15 protein-coding genes are annotated in these 18558 nt (G+C 43.0%); all 15 read right to left on the reverse strand.

Annotation, left to right across the window (positions count from 1 at the left end; genetic code table 11):
- Window positions 1-15: 15 nt before the first annotated feature.
- The 15 genes from DG474_RS09215 to DG474_RS09285 all read right to left on the reverse strand — a co-directional run bounded on the left by DG474_RS09215 (window position 16) and on the right by DG474_RS09285 (window position 18448).
- Window positions 16-1695, reverse strand: coding sequence for an alpha-L-fucosidase (locus DG474_RS09215; RefSeq protein ID WP_070569627.1), 1680 nt, complete (start codon window positions 1693-1695; stop codon window positions 16-18).
- 525 nt (window positions 1696-2220) lie between these two features.
- Window positions 2221-3726, reverse strand: a complete 1506-nt coding sequence (locus DG474_RS09220) for a zinc ABC transporter substrate-binding protein AdcA (protein WP_255778182.1) — start codon at window positions 3724-3726, stop codon at window positions 2221-2223.
- Between the two features lie 9 nt (window positions 3727-3735).
- Window positions 3736-4542 carry a metal ABC transporter permease gene (locus DG474_RS09225; protein ID WP_000950023.1) on the reverse strand — a complete coding sequence of 269 codons (807 nt, stop codon included), beginning with the start codon at window positions 4540-4542 and terminating at the stop codon, window positions 3736-3738.
- On the reverse strand, window positions 4535-5239 hold the full coding sequence (locus DG474_RS09230) for a metal ABC transporter ATP-binding protein (RefSeq protein ID WP_001269483.1): 705 nt from the start codon (window positions 5237-5239) through the stop codon (window positions 4535-4537). The genes DG474_RS09225 and DG474_RS09230 overlap by 8 nt, the downstream gene beginning before the upstream one ends.
- Entirely contained in the window at window positions 5239-5679 is a 441-nt protein-coding gene (gene adcR, locus DG474_RS09235) for a zinc-dependent transcriptional regulator AdcR (RefSeq protein ID WP_001249328.1), read from the reverse strand. The genes DG474_RS09230 and adcR overlap by 1 nt, the downstream gene beginning before the upstream one ends.
- Before the next feature lie 149 nt (window positions 5680-5828).
- A complete protein-coding gene (nt5e, locus tag DG474_RS09240; protein WP_255778183.1) occupies window positions 5829-7889 on the reverse strand; it encodes a cell surface ecto-5'-nucleotidase Nt5e in 2061 nt (686 codons plus the stop codon).
- A gap of 142 nt (window positions 7890-8031) precedes the next feature.
- The gene (gene dltD / locus DG474_RS09245; protein ID WP_049504563.1) at window positions 8032-9300 is read right to left on the reverse strand and encodes a D-alanyl-lipoteichoic acid biosynthesis protein DltD; all 1269 of its coding nucleotides are present in this window, start codon (window positions 9298-9300) and stop codon (window positions 8032-8034) included.
- Window positions 9293-9532: a D-alanine--poly(phosphoribitol) ligase subunit DltC gene (dltC, locus tag DG474_RS09250; protein WP_000351972.1), complete on the reverse strand. Its 240-nt coding sequence runs from the start codon at window positions 9530-9532 to the stop codon at window positions 9293-9295. The genes dltD and dltC overlap by 8 nt, the downstream gene beginning before the upstream one ends.
- 13 nt (window positions 9533-9545) lie before the next feature.
- Window positions 9546-10790 carry a D-alanyl-lipoteichoic acid biosynthesis protein DltB gene (dltB, locus tag DG474_RS09255; protein ID WP_255778184.1) on the reverse strand — a complete coding sequence of 415 codons (1245 nt, stop codon included), beginning with the start codon at window positions 10788-10790 and terminating at the stop codon, window positions 9546-9548.
- Window positions 10787-12337 (reverse strand): D-alanine--poly(phosphoribitol) ligase subunit DltA, encoded by a 1551-nt coding sequence (gene dltA, locus DG474_RS09260; RefSeq protein WP_255778185.1) that lies wholly within the window; start codon window positions 12335-12337, stop codon window positions 10787-10789. Before dltA ends, dltB begins: the two co-directional genes overlap by 4 nt.
- 20 nt (window positions 12338-12357) lie before the next feature.
- A complete protein-coding gene (locus DG474_RS09265) occupies window positions 12358-12489 on the reverse strand; it encodes a teichoic acid D-Ala incorporation-associated protein DltX (RefSeq protein ID WP_008276434.1) in 132 nt (43 codons plus the stop codon).
- A gap of 224 nt (window positions 12490-12713) precedes the next feature.
- Window positions 12714-13418 (reverse strand): MIP/aquaporin family protein, encoded by a 705-nt coding sequence (locus DG474_RS09270; RefSeq protein WP_255778186.1) that lies wholly within the window; start codon window positions 13416-13418, stop codon window positions 12714-12716.
- A gap of 69 nt (window positions 13419-13487) precedes the next feature.
- Window positions 13488-15314, reverse strand: coding sequence for a type 1 glycerol-3-phosphate oxidase (gene glpO / locus DG474_RS09275; protein WP_255778187.1), 1827 nt, complete (start codon window positions 15312-15314; stop codon window positions 13488-13490).
- Between the two features lie 41 nt (window positions 15315-15355).
- Entirely contained in the window at window positions 15356-16864 is a 1509-nt protein-coding gene (gene glpK / locus DG474_RS09280; RefSeq protein WP_255778188.1) for a glycerol kinase GlpK, read from the reverse strand.
- Between the two features lie 156 nt (window positions 16865-17020).
- Window positions 17021-18448, reverse strand: coding sequence for an AcpB/EbpR/MafR family transcriptional regulator (locus DG474_RS09285; RefSeq protein ID WP_255778189.1), 1428 nt, complete (start codon window positions 18446-18448; stop codon window positions 17021-17023).
- Window positions 18449-18558 lie beyond the last annotated feature (110 nt).

Genomic DNA, 18558 nt, shown 5'->3' on the forward strand with positions numbered 1-18558 from the left:
GCAAAGGTTCTTCTTTTATGAAACTTGGACCTGAAGCTGGTCAACCAGCTGACCATCTACTGTCAAATTCAGATAAAAATCTAAGCTTTTATCTCCTGCAAAATACAAGGTTGGTAGCGTTAGCCTTTTTTCAGTCTCACCAGCTTGAAACGTAAGGACTTGAATCTCGTCCCGATAGGCGACACCATGCACACCTGTCCCTGGTTGAATCGAAATCTTAGCTTCTAAAGGACTGCTAAATTCTATGCGCTTCACTGTAAAGTAGACATTTTCTCCCTTGGTCACAGCTAGACTTTTTTCTGAAAACTCTAGTTGCTGAACAGTTTCTTTTTTCGACAAGGTAGGTGTTTTATAGAGTGAAATCTTGGTCAACAAAGGCAAAGCCTGTGCCTCTGTAATGGTCACGCGTATCTTCTGCGCCTCAACGACTGATCCTCGTAAGAGACGTTTGTAGCCAACAGTATAACCAGAGCCAAACTCCTGCCAGACGCCATCCAACTCTACCTGAACATGGAAAGCAGCGATGCGTTGCCCCAGCTTCAAATCTTCTCTTAACTCAATCACATCAAAAGTTTTAGGTGATCCTAAATCGAGCTCTAATTGGATTGGCAACTCTGCATCACTTGCCCAAGAACTAGCCTCCAGTCCATCTGTCAGATGATGACAAGCAAAGTCTGATGATAGAGCCGGACCAGATACCTTGGCTCCCAAAGCCAAATCCTCTTTATAGAGTTCGTCACGGTAGACAGCAAATTCATACAGTCGCCGGATATCTTTTTCGTCAAAGAGGCCATCTTGGTTCGGTGGGATATTAAGCAAGAGTGGAGTTCCCCGCCCTACCGAGTGAAAGTAGATTTCGACCAACTCCTCGAGAGACTTGGGGTCCTGATCCTCATGGTAAAACCATCCCGGCCGAAGAGAAACATCTGCCTCACCGATTGAAAATAGCGTCCCAAAGGGGTCTCCTTGCTGTAGATAATCTAATTCCGCCTCTGTTCCTAACTGGTCTGGCTTGACTTTTTGCCACAAGGGATCCCCTGCATAGCCTCGTTCATTTCCAATCCAGCGAATACTAGTTCCCTCAGTTGAGAAAATCAAACAATCGCCCTGCAAGTCACGAATGGTTTCAAACCAAGTCTCAAACTCATAGTTGACTTGCTGGGCCCCTTCTCCTCGAGCACCATCTATCCACACCTCAGTGAACTTACCGACATTCCCATAGGCAGGATTTGACAAAATTTCCTTCAATTGAGCCAGATAGTAGGCATTGTAGTCCGCTTCTCGGTCCACGTGATAGAGGGAACTGTGAGCATCCCAAGGAGACAAATACACTCCCAAATCCATGTCAAACTCAGTCGCAGCTTGGGAAACCTCAAGGAGCAAGTCCCCCTTTCCATCCCTCCAAGGGCTAGCCTTGACCGAATAGTCTGTATGGGCTGTCGGGTAGAGCACAAAACCATCATGGTGCTTAACCACCAAAATCAGTTTTTTAAAACCCGTTTCTTTGAGTACCCGAACCCATTCACGCGCATCCAACTTAGTCGGGTTAAAACGCATAGGATCCTCTTGCCCACTTCCCCATTCCTGGTCATAAAAGGTATTGGGACCAAAATGGATAAAGGCAGCTAGTTCATCCTCTAAATAAGCTAGCTGGGTCTGACTTGGTAATGGTCCATGCGGCTTTATTTTCGTCATCATCTCATATCTCTTTCTCTGATTATTTCTCTTGTTCCCAAAGTTATCCACAGGTTGTGGATAAGAAAACCTGCCTAAAGACTAGTTTTTTCAGTCTCTAGCTCACCTGTCACCCTAAACAGACCTTTATCAAATAGCTCTGTACTAGGGTTTATACTAGCTTTCCAGAAATTCACTAACATACGGAACTATTTTCAGGATACTTCAACACCCTGAGTTGTATGTCATTTTCCCCTAGACTTATCCACAGACTGTGAATAAACTATTGTTCCGGACTGCTCTCTCCTTGACTATAACAAAAAGCGATAGTAGCGTCAATATGACGAAGATTCCTTCCTAAATCCCCTGAAAAGATTCTATAATTTGTACAATCGTAGCTTTTGCATTCGCCAGCTAGTGAGAATCAGCCAGTAGAAAATGACCTCTTTATCACATTGTGAACAGCACAACTGTGGTACTATAATACCTAACAACCTAATCGTTTCCAGCAAAAAATCCCGCAGATTTGCGGGATTCTCTCTTGCATCAATGCGCCAACATTTCTTGGGCGATTTCTTGGCCAGATAGGTTATCTGGGTAGTAGGTTGGCCAGTTTTCCATCTCTTCAAAGAGGGCTTCTTGGCTAGTACCTCCAAAGAAGATATGGAAATGTTCTGCCTTGACTGGGGCGATATTGTGGTCACTAAACTGAACGTACTTGAACTGTCCAGCATCCGCATCTGTCGCTTCAAAGAGGAAGCGCACGCCACGATTGCCTTTCTTATAAGTCAAGATTTTCTTGCCGACATACTTGTAGGTGAATTTCTTGCTTTGCCCACCTTGAACAAATTCCATAGTGTTGTCCGTAATGTTGATCTTAGTCACATCTGTCTGATAGCCTTTTCTATAGTAGGCCTTGTACTCATCTTTGGTCATCTTACCAGTCAACTTAGCCTTGTAGTCAAAGACTTGATCAAAAGTTCCGTCCTCAAGGAAAGGATAAACTGATTGCCAGTTTCCTGCATAGTCACTCAAGGCGCGGTCCTTGACATCTGCGTCCTCAAAGTAACCGTTGTGAACTGTCTTAGTGTTTTCTTCCTTTTCTGGTTCGATTTCTGGTCCTTCTTGATCTGTTGTCTGCTTGAGAGCCTTGAGGTTTTTCTCCATGATAGAGATATAGTCCTCACCAGCCTTGGTTGCTTCTTCTGTCAAACTTTCTAGCGGATTAAGCACATCTAGTTTGACACCTGTTTCTTTGGAGAGGGTATTGGCAAGGGCTTGAGAGGCATTCTCTTCAAAGTAGATATAGGAAATCTTGTTTTTCTTGATATACTCGGTCAATTCTGCCAAACGTGCTGCTGATGGTTCTGCATCTGGTGAGAGACCTGAGATGGATACTTGCTTGAGACCGTAGTCCAAGGCAAGGTAGTTAAAGGCAGCATGCTGGGTCACAAAGCTCTTTTGTTTAGCTTGAGACAAGCCATCTGTGTAGGCCTTGTCCAATGCTTGCAATTTTTCAATATAGGCAGACGCATTCTTTTCAAAAGCCTCTTTTTTATCAGGATAATCTGCTGACAAGCTGTCACGGATATGCTCTACCAGTTTGATAGCACGTGCTGGTGAAAGCCAAACGTGGGGATCGTAGTCGTGATGGTGACCCTCACCCCCGTGATCATGCCCTTCCTCTTCTTCCTCACCACCTGGCAAGAGGAGCATATCACCTGTCGCCTTGATGGTTTTCACTTTTTTCTTATCCAAGGATTCTAACAATTTTGGAACCCAAGTTTCCATATTTTCATTTTCATAGACAAAGGTATCTGCGTCTTGGATTTTGGCAACTGCCTTGGCAGACGGTTCATACTCATGGGGTTCTGTACCAGCACCGATTAGAAGTTCTACATTAGCAGTATCTCCTGCGACTTGTTTGGTAAATTCGTAGACAGGGTAAAAGGTTGTCACGATATTTAGCTTCCCATCTGCTTGCTTTTGATTGGAACAAGCCACTAAAAACAAGGCACATAGGCTAGCCAGTAGTAAGCTAATTTTTTTCATTTCATTCTCCTATTTGATAAAACGTTTCAGTAGACTGACTAACAAAAAGACAGCTACAAAGATAATGGTGATACTAGCGCTGGCAGGTGTTTCCGCATAGTAGGAAATATAGAGACCTGCCACCATTCCCAAAAAGCCAATAGCGCTGGCTAGTAACATAACGGATTTAAAGTTTTTCCCCAGACGAAGGGCAATACTAGCTGGCAAGACCATAATAGTCGACACCAAAAGGGCTCCTGCTGCTGGTATCATAAGGGCAATGGCCACCCCTGTCACCATGTTAAAGAGGATAGACATGGTACGAACTGGCAAACCATCCACAAAGGCCGTGTCCTCATCAAAAGTCAGGATATACATTGGTCGCAAGAATAAGAAAGTCAAGAGTAAAACGACCGCCGCAATGGCAAAGAGGAAAATCACCTGCTCCTGGCTAATGGTCACAATCGAACCAAAGAGATATTGGTCCAAACTCATGGAGCTCGAACTTTTCCCCTTACTCATCACGATAAGAGACACTGCAAGCCCTGTCGACATGAGGATGGCAGTTCCGATTTCCATAAAGTTCTTATAGACTGTCCGGAGATACTCTAGAAAGACCGCTGCGATCAAGACAATGGCAATGGTTGAAATGGTTGGAGAAATTCCCAAAACCAGACCAAAGGCTACTCCTGATAGAGAAACGTGACTGAGGGTATCACTCATGAGACTCTGACGACGTAAGATAAGGAAGGTCCCAAGAACTGGAGAAAAGAGACTCATGGCAATGACCGCCAAGAAGGCACGCTGCATGAAATCATAAGATAACAAACTAAGCATGTTCCACCTCCTGATCGCTTTCGTGAACGTTGAAACAACGCCATGGCGAATCTTGGTTACGAACTAGATGAATATTGCGATCCGCATAGTCCTTGACTTCCTCAGGGTCATGGGTAATCATCAAAACAGCCTTACCATGATGGTGGGCACTATGGTGCATGAGTTCGTAAAATTCATTTTTGCTTCCAGCATCCATCCCTGTTGTCGGCTCATCCAGGACAAAAATATCTGGGTCAGAAGCAAACATCCGGGCAATCACTGCTCGTTGCTTTTGCCCTCCCGAGAGGGAACCAATTCGTTTGTCACGATGTTCCCACATACCAACTGAGTCTAGACTAGCCTTGATATGCTCCTCATCATGAGCATTCAAGCGACGGAACCAGCCTTTTCGCGGATAACGACCCGACTTGACAAATTCATAAACCGTACTTGGAAAACCAGCATTAAAACTGGCTATCTGCTGGGGAAGATAAGCTATCCTAAGTTTTTTCCCATGAGTGTTTGTCTTTGAGATGGTTACCTTACCAAATCTTGGCTGCAAGATGCCTAGGCTCGCCTTGATAAGCGTTGTCTTGGCAGCTCCATTTTCACCAGTCAGGGTGACAAACTCCCCACTATCAACACTATAGTTGATGTGCTCGAGGACAGGTTCCTTGTCATAATAGAAAGACAAGTCCTCTACTGTAATATACCGCATTATTTGATTTCTCCTACTAAAGCAGTTAAAAACCGCTGGATAACTTCTTGTTCATTTGGAGTAAACTGACTTGCCACTTGTTCATAGGCTAAGAGCGTGTGTTCATGATGATGGTGGTGTTCCTCTGCCACTGGTCGAGCCAGCTCTGTCAGTTGATAAAAGATCACACGCGCATCTTTGGGATCTCTGGATGTCTCTAACATACCCTCTTTGACCAAAGATTTGATAGCCTTGGTCACTGCCGCCTGACTGACATTAAGGCGACGGGCCAACTCCGAGTTGGTTAGGGATTCTTCTGACAAGAGCATGAGGATGTGTTCCTGAGTATTGGTCAAGGCAACGTCACTCGTGCAATGCCCGATTAGAATTTCATGCTGGTTCTCAGATCTCAAGATCACCTCGTTTAAAAAGTTATCGATTTCCTGCGCAAGCTGTCTCATGTGTTACTCCTTCCCTAGCTATCTTTTTCGTAAAAAAACATAGATAGCCACCGATTCTTTACTGGTTAATTATATCATAAACCAAAAAAGAGTCAAGGGAAAAAGGCGTAAAAACGTTTCCCTAGACTCTTCTAGATGTAAAATTTAACCTATTTTTGCTTTGGTTTTCGACTCGATAAGATACCTGCCAAACCAGCTACCATTCCCATCAAGAGCAAGAAGATGGACTGTTCGCTTCCTGTATTTGGGAGGGCCTTTTCTGAGACAACTGCCTTCTTGCTAAATTGACCTGCCACCTCATAAGTCAATGGCACATTTGTAGTCGCATCGCTAGCAGCTGCATTCGTTTGAGGCGTTTCTACTGGTAGACTAAAGTTTTTAGAATCCACAGAAATCGTCCGTGAGTTCGGATTGATCTTTTCATACTGGGTCAAATCAGCGGTTTTCAGATACTCTTCAAAGGCAGCATCCATAGAAGGACCTTCTTCTCGCGCACCACCTAACATCGTGTAGCCATCACCACCCGCAGCTAAGAAATCATTGGTTGCAAGATAGTACGTCTTTGCAAGGTCTAGAAGATCATAACGACCAGTCGTGCGGTTTTTGACCTGGATGGCCAAGACACGTTTGCCTGATGGTAGGTTGGTATCATAGTAGACCTTCACACCTGAAACTTGCAAGAAACCACCACTTGGCTCCAACAATGGTTGCCCGTTCTCATCCAAGACCTTCTTGCCATCCTTATCGACCTGCAAGATAGATCCGAGTGATTTTTCAAACATATCCAATACTTGTTGCCCAGTCACTTGTATTTGTGAGATGGTATTTCCAAATGGAAGAACGGCAATGACATTTCCTTTAGTGATCGGTTTGCCTTTTGCAATGGTTTCACGCAAGCCACCACCATTTGTCACAGCGATGTCAGTCGGATGGCTAAATCCTGTTTGACCATACTGATAGAGCGAGTCTGCCACGACGTTTCCGAGGTTGGTTTCACGGACCCGAACATTTTCACGATCACCGTTTAGTTCTACAGGGCTGTTTGAAACAATCTCAACTGCATTTTCAGCATCGTATTTTTGTTTAATGTCTTTGACTAGTTTTTCAACTGTTGGATTGGCTGGTAATTTTTTAGCATCAGCAGCCGGAATCTGAGTTGGATTGCCCAAAAGCTGACGTGATTTGTAGATAACCTTCCCAACATTATGAAGGTAACTTCCTGTTTGGTTATAGGTAACATTGTCGCCATAAGTTGTGGAAGCTACTGTATGAGAATGCCCATCAATAACTGTCACACGTTTGCCTTTGAGACGAGGATTTTTAGAGAGAGCTTCTGCCAAAGTTGAACCACGCCATTCTACTGGGGTTGTGGTATCCACACCCAAGTGAGCCAGCACAACATAGTGTTTGTAGTCCTTACCTTCTGCACGAGCCTTGGCTTGAACTTCTTCGATGACCTTATTGACTTCAGAGATTGGATCTGTAAAAGTTACCCCTTTGACATTTTTAGGGTGAGTTTTGGTTGCTGTTTCAGGTGTTGTCACGCCGATTACAACAAACTCATCACCTTCCACAGTCTTATCTTTATCAACGATTGTAGAAGCTTCAAAAAGACGAGCTCCATTGACATAGGTATTTGAGCTAAGTAATGGGAATTTCAAGATCTCCTTGTATTTCTTAGCTTCGTCTAAACCAAAGTCAAACTCATGGTTTCCTACTGCCATTGCATCATACTGCATCTGATTGAGAATTTCAGCGCGCGCTTCACCCTTCGTAGAGTTGGAAATCGGTAAACCTTGGAAAGCGTCTCCCGCATCAACAACTAGAGTGTTTTGATTTGATTTCGCACGCTCCTGCTCAATGACAGTCGCTAACTTGGCATCTCCAATTACTCCCTTTTCCTCTACAATACGACCATGGACATCATTGGTGTGTAAGATAACGGTGTCCTTTTCTTCGCTTTTAGGAGATTCAGCAGGAGCTGACGGAGTTTCTGCAGGTGCAACCGCCTCTGAAGTTGCCGAAGTTGCTGAAGTTTCCGGTACCGCAGGGCTCTCAACAGGAGCTGGAGTCACCGACGTAGCAGGAGTCGCTACAACAGCTGAACTTTCTGCAGGAGTTGTTGCTTCTTCAGCATAGACTTGTCCAGCTAAGAAGGCTGGAGCTAACAGGGCTGTCGATAAGACAGGTAACAAAGAACGTTTGTTCATTTTAAAATCCCTTTCTTTTCTTTTTCTCTTTTATATTATACGCTATTTCTAAAAATTTTGAAACTTTTGACCTATTTGCATCTTAAATATTCGCCATTTAAACAAAAAAGCTTGGGTTCAAATCCCAAACTTTTAGCTCATTTTATTGGAAATCTTTGATGTTCCCATCATAGGTCGCCCAGTCCTTGCTAAAGAAGCGGTCATTCATCTTGTAGTCTGGAGCTGGTTTCGGATCCGTCAAGAAAGGATTGACAACCTTATCAAAAGCTAGCCAACCTAACCATCCTAGATGAATGGTATCTTTAACAAAATAAGGGTCCCCTCCATTTTTTGAAAAATCAGCAATATTGGTAAAACCCTGACTTTCTAATTGGTAACGAATTTTCTCCACTGCATGCTGGTACATCTCTTCGCTGAGTCCTGTGTACTCCATCCACTTCTTGTTAACCGGCTGGATGACAAAGAGTACATTGACATTCGACTTAGCAAATTGATTGAGGACCAGCTGCAAATCATTGTACTCAGAGGACTTGAGGAAGTTGTAATTTTTTTGATATCCTTCCCATTTTTTTAAATCCTTTTGAATCTCTCTCGTATAGAAATGATTTTCCATCCCCATATCGTTATTGGTCGTATTTGCCTCTGCGTCCTTACGAACAATTTTTTCTAACTCATCATAAGAAAATTGATCCGGAAGATCTTTTAAATAGTTCTCCACGTGTTCCTTGTACTTGAGTTGTCCTCGAATGGAGAATTGTCCAAAGAGAGCGGATTGTTTTTCGTTGAATCGCGCAAAAATATCAATAGCAACCTGATCAACATCTGATAATTCTTCACCCTTTGACAGTTTTTGAACAATGCCTTTTAATGCAACATTAGGATTCTGCTTTAACAATCGAATAGCCGCATGCTTTGCAGCAATGTCACCAGATTGATTTCCCAAAAAAGCTGTCAATTGGTCACTGTTAAAAAATCTCTGAAACGCTGCGGGTTCATAATCTGTCTCCGTAAACCACTGAGGCGAAATCACAAATACAGCCTGCTTATTCTCTATTTCTGGCAAAATTTGCTGTAGGCCAAAATATTGATTGAGAGAGGCTGCTCCTGCTTGACCTAGAAAGTAAGGACGATAGGGACGATGGTATTTTTCCGCTAAAACAGCTGGATGGACACTATCAAATCGAATCCATTCACTGGACCCTAGAAAAGGAATAAAACGCATATTTGGATCCGTAAGAGCCCTTACTTTTTGGCTTCTCTCTTTAAAACTCTCTGCACTAACAGAAGCCGCCGAATATTTCTCCTCAGTCAGATTATGGCTTGTTGTACTTGGATAAAAAAAGATGAGTAGAAGAACCAAAAATCCAGCAATGAAGATAGGCCCGAAGATTAGCCACAAGCGTTTAAGCATTCTTCAACTCCGTAATACCTTCTACGATTTTATTAGCCGTATTCCAGTCATCACGACCGAACTCCGTCACTGGAACACGAATGTCAAAACGGTTTTCAATCTCCACAATCAATTCAACCGTTCCCATGCTATCCAAGACACCGGCATCAAAAAGATCTTCATCCATCATGTCAGAAACATCTTCCATAAACAACTCATCAATAATTTCAATAACTTCTGATTTGATATCCATTTTTTATATCCTTTTATTTTTTAAACCATAAATCATTCAAAAATCCAGAAAAGATTAAGAATGAAACCATCACGACATGGAAGGTGACAACCATGCCAAGCAACTGAATCCAGCGATTCTCAGGTAAGGAACCCTTTCCAGCTTTTTTCCGTTCTTTATTGAGCGCTTTTTTCTTACGAATCCAAGCGTCATTGATGACCAGCCCAATCCCATGAAAAAGTCCATAGGCTATGTAGTACCAGGTCACACCATGCCAAAATCCCATAATCAGCATATTGAGAATATAGGCTACACTTGAGGTCACATTGCGATTTTTAAAGACCTTCTTTCTGGTCAACACCATGACCATCCGCATAAAGACAAAGTCACGGAACCAGAAAGACAGACTCATGTGCCAGCGATTCCAAAACTCTTTTAAATCCCTTGACAAAAAGGGCTTGTTAAAGTTGATAGGACTATGAATACCCATCAAGTTTGAAATGGCTAAGGCAAACATAGAGTAGCCCGCAAAGTCAAAGAAGAGCTCCAGGCCAAAGGTGTACATGACCGCTAAAGCGTAGAGGTTAAAGAAACCACCTGTCTGCAAGGCCAAATTTTTCAGCGGAGGCAATAATGTCTCTCCTAAAATGTGAGCCAAGATAAACTTGTAGAGGAAGCCAAGCATGATATATTTGACAGCCTCTTCTAGCATATCCATCAGCTCATCCCGCTCAGGAATGGTCTCGTAATTTTCATTGAAGCGTTTAAAACGATCAATGGGACCACTTGAGAAAGTCGGCATAAAGAGAAGAAAACGTAAGAATTGCCAAATCGTTAAATCCTTGATGACACCGTCTCTCAACTCAACGATAACCCCAACTGCACGAAAGGTTAAGTAAGAAATCCCTAAAAAGCCAAACAAAGATTGAGGTCCATGAATAGCAGGAGATACTTTCACAAAGACGATTGGCAATAGAGATAGAAAGCTAATCAGGTAAAATATCCATTTACTATCCCGTTGTTTCCTGTACCTTTTGTAGAAAGATACAAGCAGCACTTGCCAAATAACATAAAGGATCAAAGCGCTTATTTGATTCGTCTTTCCACCGACCAACATGGTGATGATAAAGAAGAGACTAACGAGCACCTCGTACAAGGCAAAACGTTTCTTGAAAAAAAGACCGATAAAGATAGGTAAAGTCGCAACAATTACGTATAAAAAGTACTGAAGATCACCATAAGGTTCCAAATGAGGTAGCTGTTTATAAAGCTCCATCATCTACTGTTTACCTCGTTAATCAAGCCCTTGATATCAATTTTACCATTAGGAGTTAGTGGTAAACTGTCCCGATAAAGGAATTTCGATGGCATCATATAAGACATCATGATATCTGCCAAGTCTTCCTTGATAGCCTTGGTAATATCGATATCACGTTCAAACTGCTGACGAACACCGTCCTTTAGGATGACATAGGCCAGTAGATTTTGCACCTTGTGGTCCTTGTTATAACGCGGGACAGCAACTGCCGACTCGATATAGCGAGACTTGTTGAGGTTTTGAGAGACATCTTCAAGCTCAATGCGATAACCATTAAACTTAATCTGGAAATCCATTCGTCCACCATAGAGAAGCAAGCCCTCATCTGTCATGGTTCCTACATCCCCTGTGTGGTAGGCTGGTAGACCTTCAAACTCAAAGAAAGCTTCTGCCGTTTTTTCAGGATTGTTCATATAGCCTTTTGAAACAGCTGGCCCAGAAACGATAATTTCTCCCTGTTCACCATTTGGAACTTTCTTACCTTCCCCATCAATGATAAAGGTCGGAGAATCAGCCTTGGTATAGCCGATTGGCAGGCGTTTGAGAGTCGCCAACATCTCGTCTGTTACAGCAACTGCTGACAAAGCTACTGTCGCTTCTGTTGGTCCGTAGGCATTGATAATACGGGCATTTGGGAATCGCTCGCGTAGTTTTTGAGCTGTTTTGACTGTCAATTCTTCACCATCAAAGTAGAAATGCGTGATTCCTGGCATTTTCTCACTGTTAAAGTCTTCTGACAACATGGCCATATCTGCAAAGGATGGTGTTGAGGTCCAGATAGCAATGGGCAAGGAAAAAATCGTCGCAAAGAGTTTTTTGAAGTCCTGAGTAATGGCTGAAGGAAGAGCAAAAAGCGTACCACCCAGTGCTAAGGTTGGCGCCCAGTACATGACAGATAGGTCAAAAGAATAAGGGGGCTGAGCCAGCATTTGTGGACGATTTGGCGTCGCAAATTCCTTATCTGTAATCATCCAGTTGGTAAAGCTGAGAAGATTATCATGGGAAATCTGCACTCCCTTAGGCTTACCAGTCGTACCAGAAGTAAAGATGATGTAGTAGTTGTCATCTCCCTTGACTGGATGGGTCATCTCGTAGCTGGAAGCTTGAGCAAAAGCTTCTTGAACCTGAGCTAAAGTCATCATTGGCATAAAGACTTGCTCCAATGGAAAATCTGAGATGGCAATAATCAAACTTGGCTCTGCAACTTCTACGATAGCAGAAACTCGTTCCAAGGCCGAATGGCTGTCAATTGGAATGTAGGCATGACCTGACTTAGTCAGCGCAACAAAGGTAGCCAGCATCTCATACTCCTGTCCACCATAGACAACAACAGGAGATTTCTCAGGCAAACCAAGTCGATCAATAGCTGCAGCTAAACTATCTGAATCAGCCTTCAGATCACCATAAGTATGTTCTTGGCCTAAAACATTGTAGACAGGATATGTTGGTTGTGTTTGAGCAAAGTGCTCAATCGTTTCAATCATATCTTTTATCGGTTTATTAGACACTGTTCCTCTTCTCCTTTAAACTAGAACTCATTATAAATAAAGGTGCCTTGGCTCTGACCAAGGTAACTAAAAAAATAAAGCAAACCAAGTAAGATTACAAAATATAGAGCCGTCCGGCCTAAGAATACATGTAAATTTCGTTGTTTTTTCATAAGCTATCCATTAATATATTATTTCTATTAGCTATCAGTATGTATTGTTAGCATCTTATCTTCCTAACATTTTACCACTTTATCAACCTTTTTTTCAACTGTTTACCATAACTTAAAAATTGGTTTTAGCTTATTTTAAGATAAGTTAAAATGTTAATGTTTTGGCCATCAAAAAAGAGCCTGAGATTTTCATCTCAAACTCTGTTGCCAATAACTCTTTTATCTTAGAAAAGTGAAAATACGAGAACTGCAAGGGCCGCTCCGAGGATAGGTCCTACAACAGGAATCCAAGCATAAGACCAGTCCCCATCTCCCTTGTTTGGAATTGGCAAGATGCTGTGCATGATACGAGGTCCAAGGTCACGAGCTGGGTTCAAGGCATAACCCGTTGTCCCACCTAGTGAAAGACCGATACCAACAATCAAGGTTCCCACTGCAAAGGTCCCTAATCCTGCCTGAAGGTCATAGAGTCCCAAGGCAAAGATTGTCAAGATCAAAACAAAGGTTCCAAGGATTTCGCTGATCAAGTTGGATACTGTGTTCTTGATGGCAGGGCCAGTACTGAAGGTCGCTAGGATATTTCCTGCGTTTTCTTCCGCCTCATAGTGTGGTTTGAATTGCAACCAAACCAAAATCTGAGCCACCATCGCTCCTGCGAATTGGGCTAGGATATAAGGGAAAACAGAAGCCCAAGAGAGAGTTCCTTTTAAGGCCATCGCAAACGTCACAGCTGGATTTAGGTGGGCTGGACTGAGCGTGCCAGATACAAAGGCCGCAACGGCTACAGCAATTCCCCAGCCCATAGTAATCACAATCCATCCTGAATTGTTACTCTTGGTTTTGGGAAGAACCACACCTGCTACAACTCCATTTCCTAGGAGGATGAGGATTAAGGTCCCCAAAAATTCTCCAAATAATTCTTTCATCATATCTTTGTCTCCATTTAAAAGAAGGGGCGGGCGACAAGGAATGCTACCCTCCCTCTCTTCTAGTTTTTCTTAATTTTTTAGTTCTGCCAAATCGTTTTGAGCAAGAGCTGCTTCGACATCCGCACGGTAGGCTGCTTTTTCTTCTTCGGTCCAATCATAGAATCGTCCCATTTCATCCAGAACTGGCTCAACGATGCTATCTAAACTATCACGCATAAAGAGCATGTGGTTGGTACGACGAAGAAGAAAGTCAACTGGGCTAAGAGCCAACTCATTGCGCATTGCATAGTGAAGGGACAAGGTATCTGCCAAGCTGAGTCCTGGCGCTTGTTCCAAGCTGTGAGCAAGTGCAAAGACTTTCGGTGCATTTGAACCGTAAAGATTTGCGAGATACTGAGCTTCCTTGCTATCCAAACCACGTGAAACTCCAAGTTGAGCAAAGGCTTCGATTTCTGAGTCCACATTTGCTGGGTTCAATTCTCCACCTGAAACAGGATAAGTCTTCGAGTTGATCAGTTTAAAGCTACGGTCAAATTCTGCTTTGAGGATATCGACTACGCGCTCCATAGCTCCTTCAGCCATCTTACGGTAGTCTGTGATTTTACCACCAGCAAGGGTCAAAAGACCATTATCATCACGATCCAAACTCGAACCACGAGAAACTGCAGATGGATCCAAATGTTTCTCAGATGTGCTACTTTCAAGCTTGCTGACAGCAGATTCAACATCTTCACGTGTTTTTTCTTTCGATAGATAAGCTTCGACAGTCGCAATCAAGTTGTTAAAGCTTTCGTCGCTAATGGTTCCGTTATTTCCGCCATTGTAGTCAGAAGCGCTATTGCCTGCAATCAATGGACGAAGACCAGCCCAGCTACTTTCGATATCATCAATGGTGATGTTGGCTTCTGGGAAGCGGTTGTTGACAATACCAAGTAGATAATCTACATCTTCCTGAGTCACTTTTGGATGTTCCAAATCGCCTGTGTAGTCTGTATCCGTTGTACCAAAGTAAGTCTTGTTTTCACGTGGGAGAACAAAGACCATACGACCATCTCCCAAACCTGTGTCAAAGTAAACCGGCTGTGAAACCTTGATCTTGCTTGAATCCACTACCAAGTGCACTCCCTTAGTTGGACGCATTTGTGAGAATTGGGTTCCCTTATTAGACAAATTACGCACCTTGTCGCTCCAAGGACCTGTTGTGTTAATCACCAGACGAGCCTTAATTTCAAAGACTTGGTCTGTTAACAAATCACGAGCTACAACACCTGTAATCTTGCCACTCTCGTCAAAGAGGAAGCCTTCTGCCTTAACATGGTTGGCAATGAGAGCACCGTCTTGGTTGGCACGTTTGATGTTTTCAATCACGAGACGCGCATCGTTATTACGGAAGTCAAGGTAAACTCCACCTCCTACCAAGCCTTCTTTCTTCAAGTTTGGCTGGCGTTCCAAGACTTCTTCCTTGCTCAAGACCTTGTTAGCAGCTGGCGTATTGCTAACACCTGCCAAAAGGTCGTACAAGTCCATGGCTACTTTGAGACGGAAAAGGCTAAAGGTCGCTCCATCTTCATCGTAAACTGGCAAGAGCATTGGATCTGGTTTTGGAATATGTGGAGCGATTTGTTGAACCACTGCACGTTCAGAAACTGTATCTGATACCACTTCCACGTCAAATTGTTTGAGGTAACGCAGACCTCCGTGGACCAATTTTGTTGAACGGCTAGATGTTCCTTCTGCGAAGTCCTGCATTTCAATCAATCCAGTGTCAAGTCCACTAGCTGCCGCCTGCAAGGCTACACCAGCCCCTGTAATCCCTCCACCGATAATCAAAAGGTCCAGAGTGCGTTCCTGCATTTTTTTAATTGACAATTCACGTGTTTTCTTTGAAAATTCCATATTTACACACTTTCTAACTGAGTCACTTTATTCTTTCAGTATTAGTCATCGATTTCCGCAAAGACTTGCGTTGCTTTCACAGCCTTCTTCCAGCCCTTGTAGAGTTGTTCCTTGCGCGATTCGTTCATGGATGGCTCAAAGAGTTCTCCTGTCTCGTTCAAGAGCTTCAACTCGTCCAAATCCTTCCAGTAACCCACTGCCAAACCAGCTAGGAAGGCTGCACCTAGGGCAGTTGTTTCCAAGTTTTTAGCACGGGCAATATCGATTCCCAAAATGTCAGCCTGGAACTGCATGAGGAAGTTGTTCATGGCTGCACCACCATCTACCTTCAAGACTTGGATAGCTGTCTGAGCATCCACTTGCATGGTGTCAATGATGTCACGTACTTGATAAGCGATGGATTGCAAAGTTGCCTTGATAAAGTCTTCTTTGCTTGTCCCACGAGTCAAGCCAAAGACCGAACCACGAGCATTTTGATTCCAGTATGGAGCCCCTAGACCTGTAAAGGCAGGTACGACATAAACTTCGTCATTGTTGTGAGAATTGAGAGCATATTTTTCAGACTCTGGTGAATTTTCAACCATGCGAAGTCCATCACGAAGCCACTGAATGGCACTTCCTGCGATAAAGATAGAACCTTCCAAGGCATAGTAAACCTTGCCGTTGATCCCATAACCAATCGTTGTCAAAAGGTTGTTTTCAGACAACTGCATCTCTTCACCAGTGTTCATAATGATGAAAGAACCTGTTCCATAAGTATTCTTGACCATACCAGGTTCAAAGGCCAACTGACCGAAGAGGGCTGCCTGTTGGTCCCCAGCCATACCTGAAATTGGCACTTCTCCACCGTAGAAATGGAATGGAGCAGTCTTGCCGTAGATTTCAGAGTTAGAACGAACTTCTGGGAGCATAGCCTTAGGAATGTTGAGGATTTCCAAAATCTCATCATCCCATTTGAGTTCTTTAATGTTATAAAGCATGGTACGGGCTGCATTTGAGTAATCCGTCACGTGAGCCGCACCGTCAGTCAATTTCCAAACCAACCAAGTATCAATCGTACCAAAGAGCAATTCTCCTTTTTCTGCTCGCTCTTGAGCGCCTTCTACATGGTCCAAAATCCAACGAACCTTGGTAGCTGAGAAGTAAGCATCGATGATCAAACCAGTCTTTTCATGGAATTTTTCTACATAACCTTGACTTTTTAGTTGCTCAGCCAAAGGTGCTGTCTGGCGAGATTGCCAAACAATTGCGTTGTAGATAGGAAGCCCTGTTTTCTTATCCCAGACAACCGTTGTTTCACGCTGGTTGGTAATCCCGATGGCTTCGATTTGATTTGGCTTGACACCACTTTCGATGAAAGCACCCGCAATAACTGACTGAACAGAGTTCCAAATTTCATTGGCATTGTGCTCAACCCAACCTGCTTGAGGGAAAATCTGAGTAAACTCTTTTTGACTAGAGCTAACCTTTTCTCCTTTTTTGTTAAAAATAATGGCACGAGAACTTGTAGTTCCTTGGTCAATAGCCATGATGTATTTTTCTTGTGACATGTGCTGTCCTCCTGATAAAATCTTGAGGGGGTTCCTCTTTACAGTAACTAGTATACAAAATAAAGCGCTTTCTTGTTTATCAATTTTTTTAAAATTTTTAAAAAATGTGAGGAGATTGTGCGAATTTCACAAAAAAGACCTGAAAATTCAGGCCTTTTAAGCAAAGAGCATCTGACGAATCTTCGCCAAATCCTCCATATCCAAATCATTTTTTAAATAATAAACCGGAGTCTGTTCTTTCTTATGAATAGGGTTGTTGGTAATCAACAAATCATAATGTCGACTGGGCTCATAGGCTTCAATAGTAATGAAACGATTGTATTCCAAATACCGTTTCAAAATGGCAGCCATCCTAGAAAAGACAAGAAAACCAGATGTCAAATCCAGACCAATACTCATATGTTGGCCACCATTTTCTGCCATATACTCTATCAACTGAAGCCATTCCCAGAGAATTTTCTTATCCAAATCCGTTCCCTGTTGAAAGGTAGGCAAAATATGAAAAATTCTCTCTGCAGTTCCTCTAAAATCATGTTCCATCAGCAAATAGGGATGGCGATTCTCTGTCTGGTATCTGTACTGATCTTGCAAGATATAGCCCTTGTAGAGATAAACTTGACCACAGAGCTGACTGAGTTCATAGGTGACATGGTCCTCTGTGTAGTCCCCCAGTAACTCCTCTTTCTTCATCTCTTGAATCAATTGCGTCAGCAAATCAGCTAATTGCCCTCCAAAACCAAGGATATACTCCATAGTATGAAGGGGCAAAATACGATGGGAAAGGAGAAATGAAAAGAATACCATCATCTCACCATCCTCAGTTCCTAGAGGGATATGTTGCCCAGCAAAAAAGGACGGAGCCTTTCTCAGCAAACGAAGATAGAAAATATTGTCAAAATACCCTCGCATTTTTTCTTCTATGACTTGAAACTGACAGGCATTGACCCGAAGACGCTGTTGACTGATGTGAGCCCAGAGAACCAAGTCCAATTTCTGACCTGAAGACAAGCTGGCACCGCAGATTTCTTCTAAGCTAGCAATCTCTTGTTTTCTCTCAGCTTTCTGCATGTGACCTTCCCACTCCTGACTGGACCAAATCTTGCGAAAAAGGCAGAAATAGAAATAGCGAATCTGATGCTCCGGACCTCGCCAACGGCCATTTTGGATGGATAAGTCAAACTCTGACAAAATCTGATTTAGACCAGCTAAGTTGCGACCAAGCGTGGCCTCGCTAATCATCAATTCTTGAGCCAACTGATGAGCTAGAAACTGTTGGTGATAGAGAAGGTAAACCAAAATTTGGTACTTAATGGCATTGTCTAGAAACAAGCTCCGAATCTCTCTCCCCTTTGTGGCTGCACCAATCGACAAACGCAGATTTTCATCTTCCAAGTGGATGGTCAGCTCTAGTCCTCTTTCCAAGGCATTTTCGTTAATCAGAGAGATGTACTTGGTTAGAGTCGCCTTTGAAAATCCTGTTTCTTCCATGGCTTTCTTGACTGTTGTCTGCGAATCTTGTAATAGAAAGGAAAGGACTAAAAATTGACCAGATTCTGCTTTTTCCATCAAATCACCTAAATACATTTGTTACCCCTTTCATTTTCTCCTACAAGCATAGCATAAATCTTACAAATGCTGAAATAATCTGTTTCTCATTTTATTTTAAAGCTGATTTCCTCGTCATTATTCCTCAG

Origin of the sequence: Streptococcus oralis, assembly GCF_024399415.1 — a bacterium.
Taxonomy (GTDB): Bacteria; Bacillota; Bacilli; order Lactobacillales; family Streptococcaceae; genus Streptococcus; species Streptococcus oralis_CS.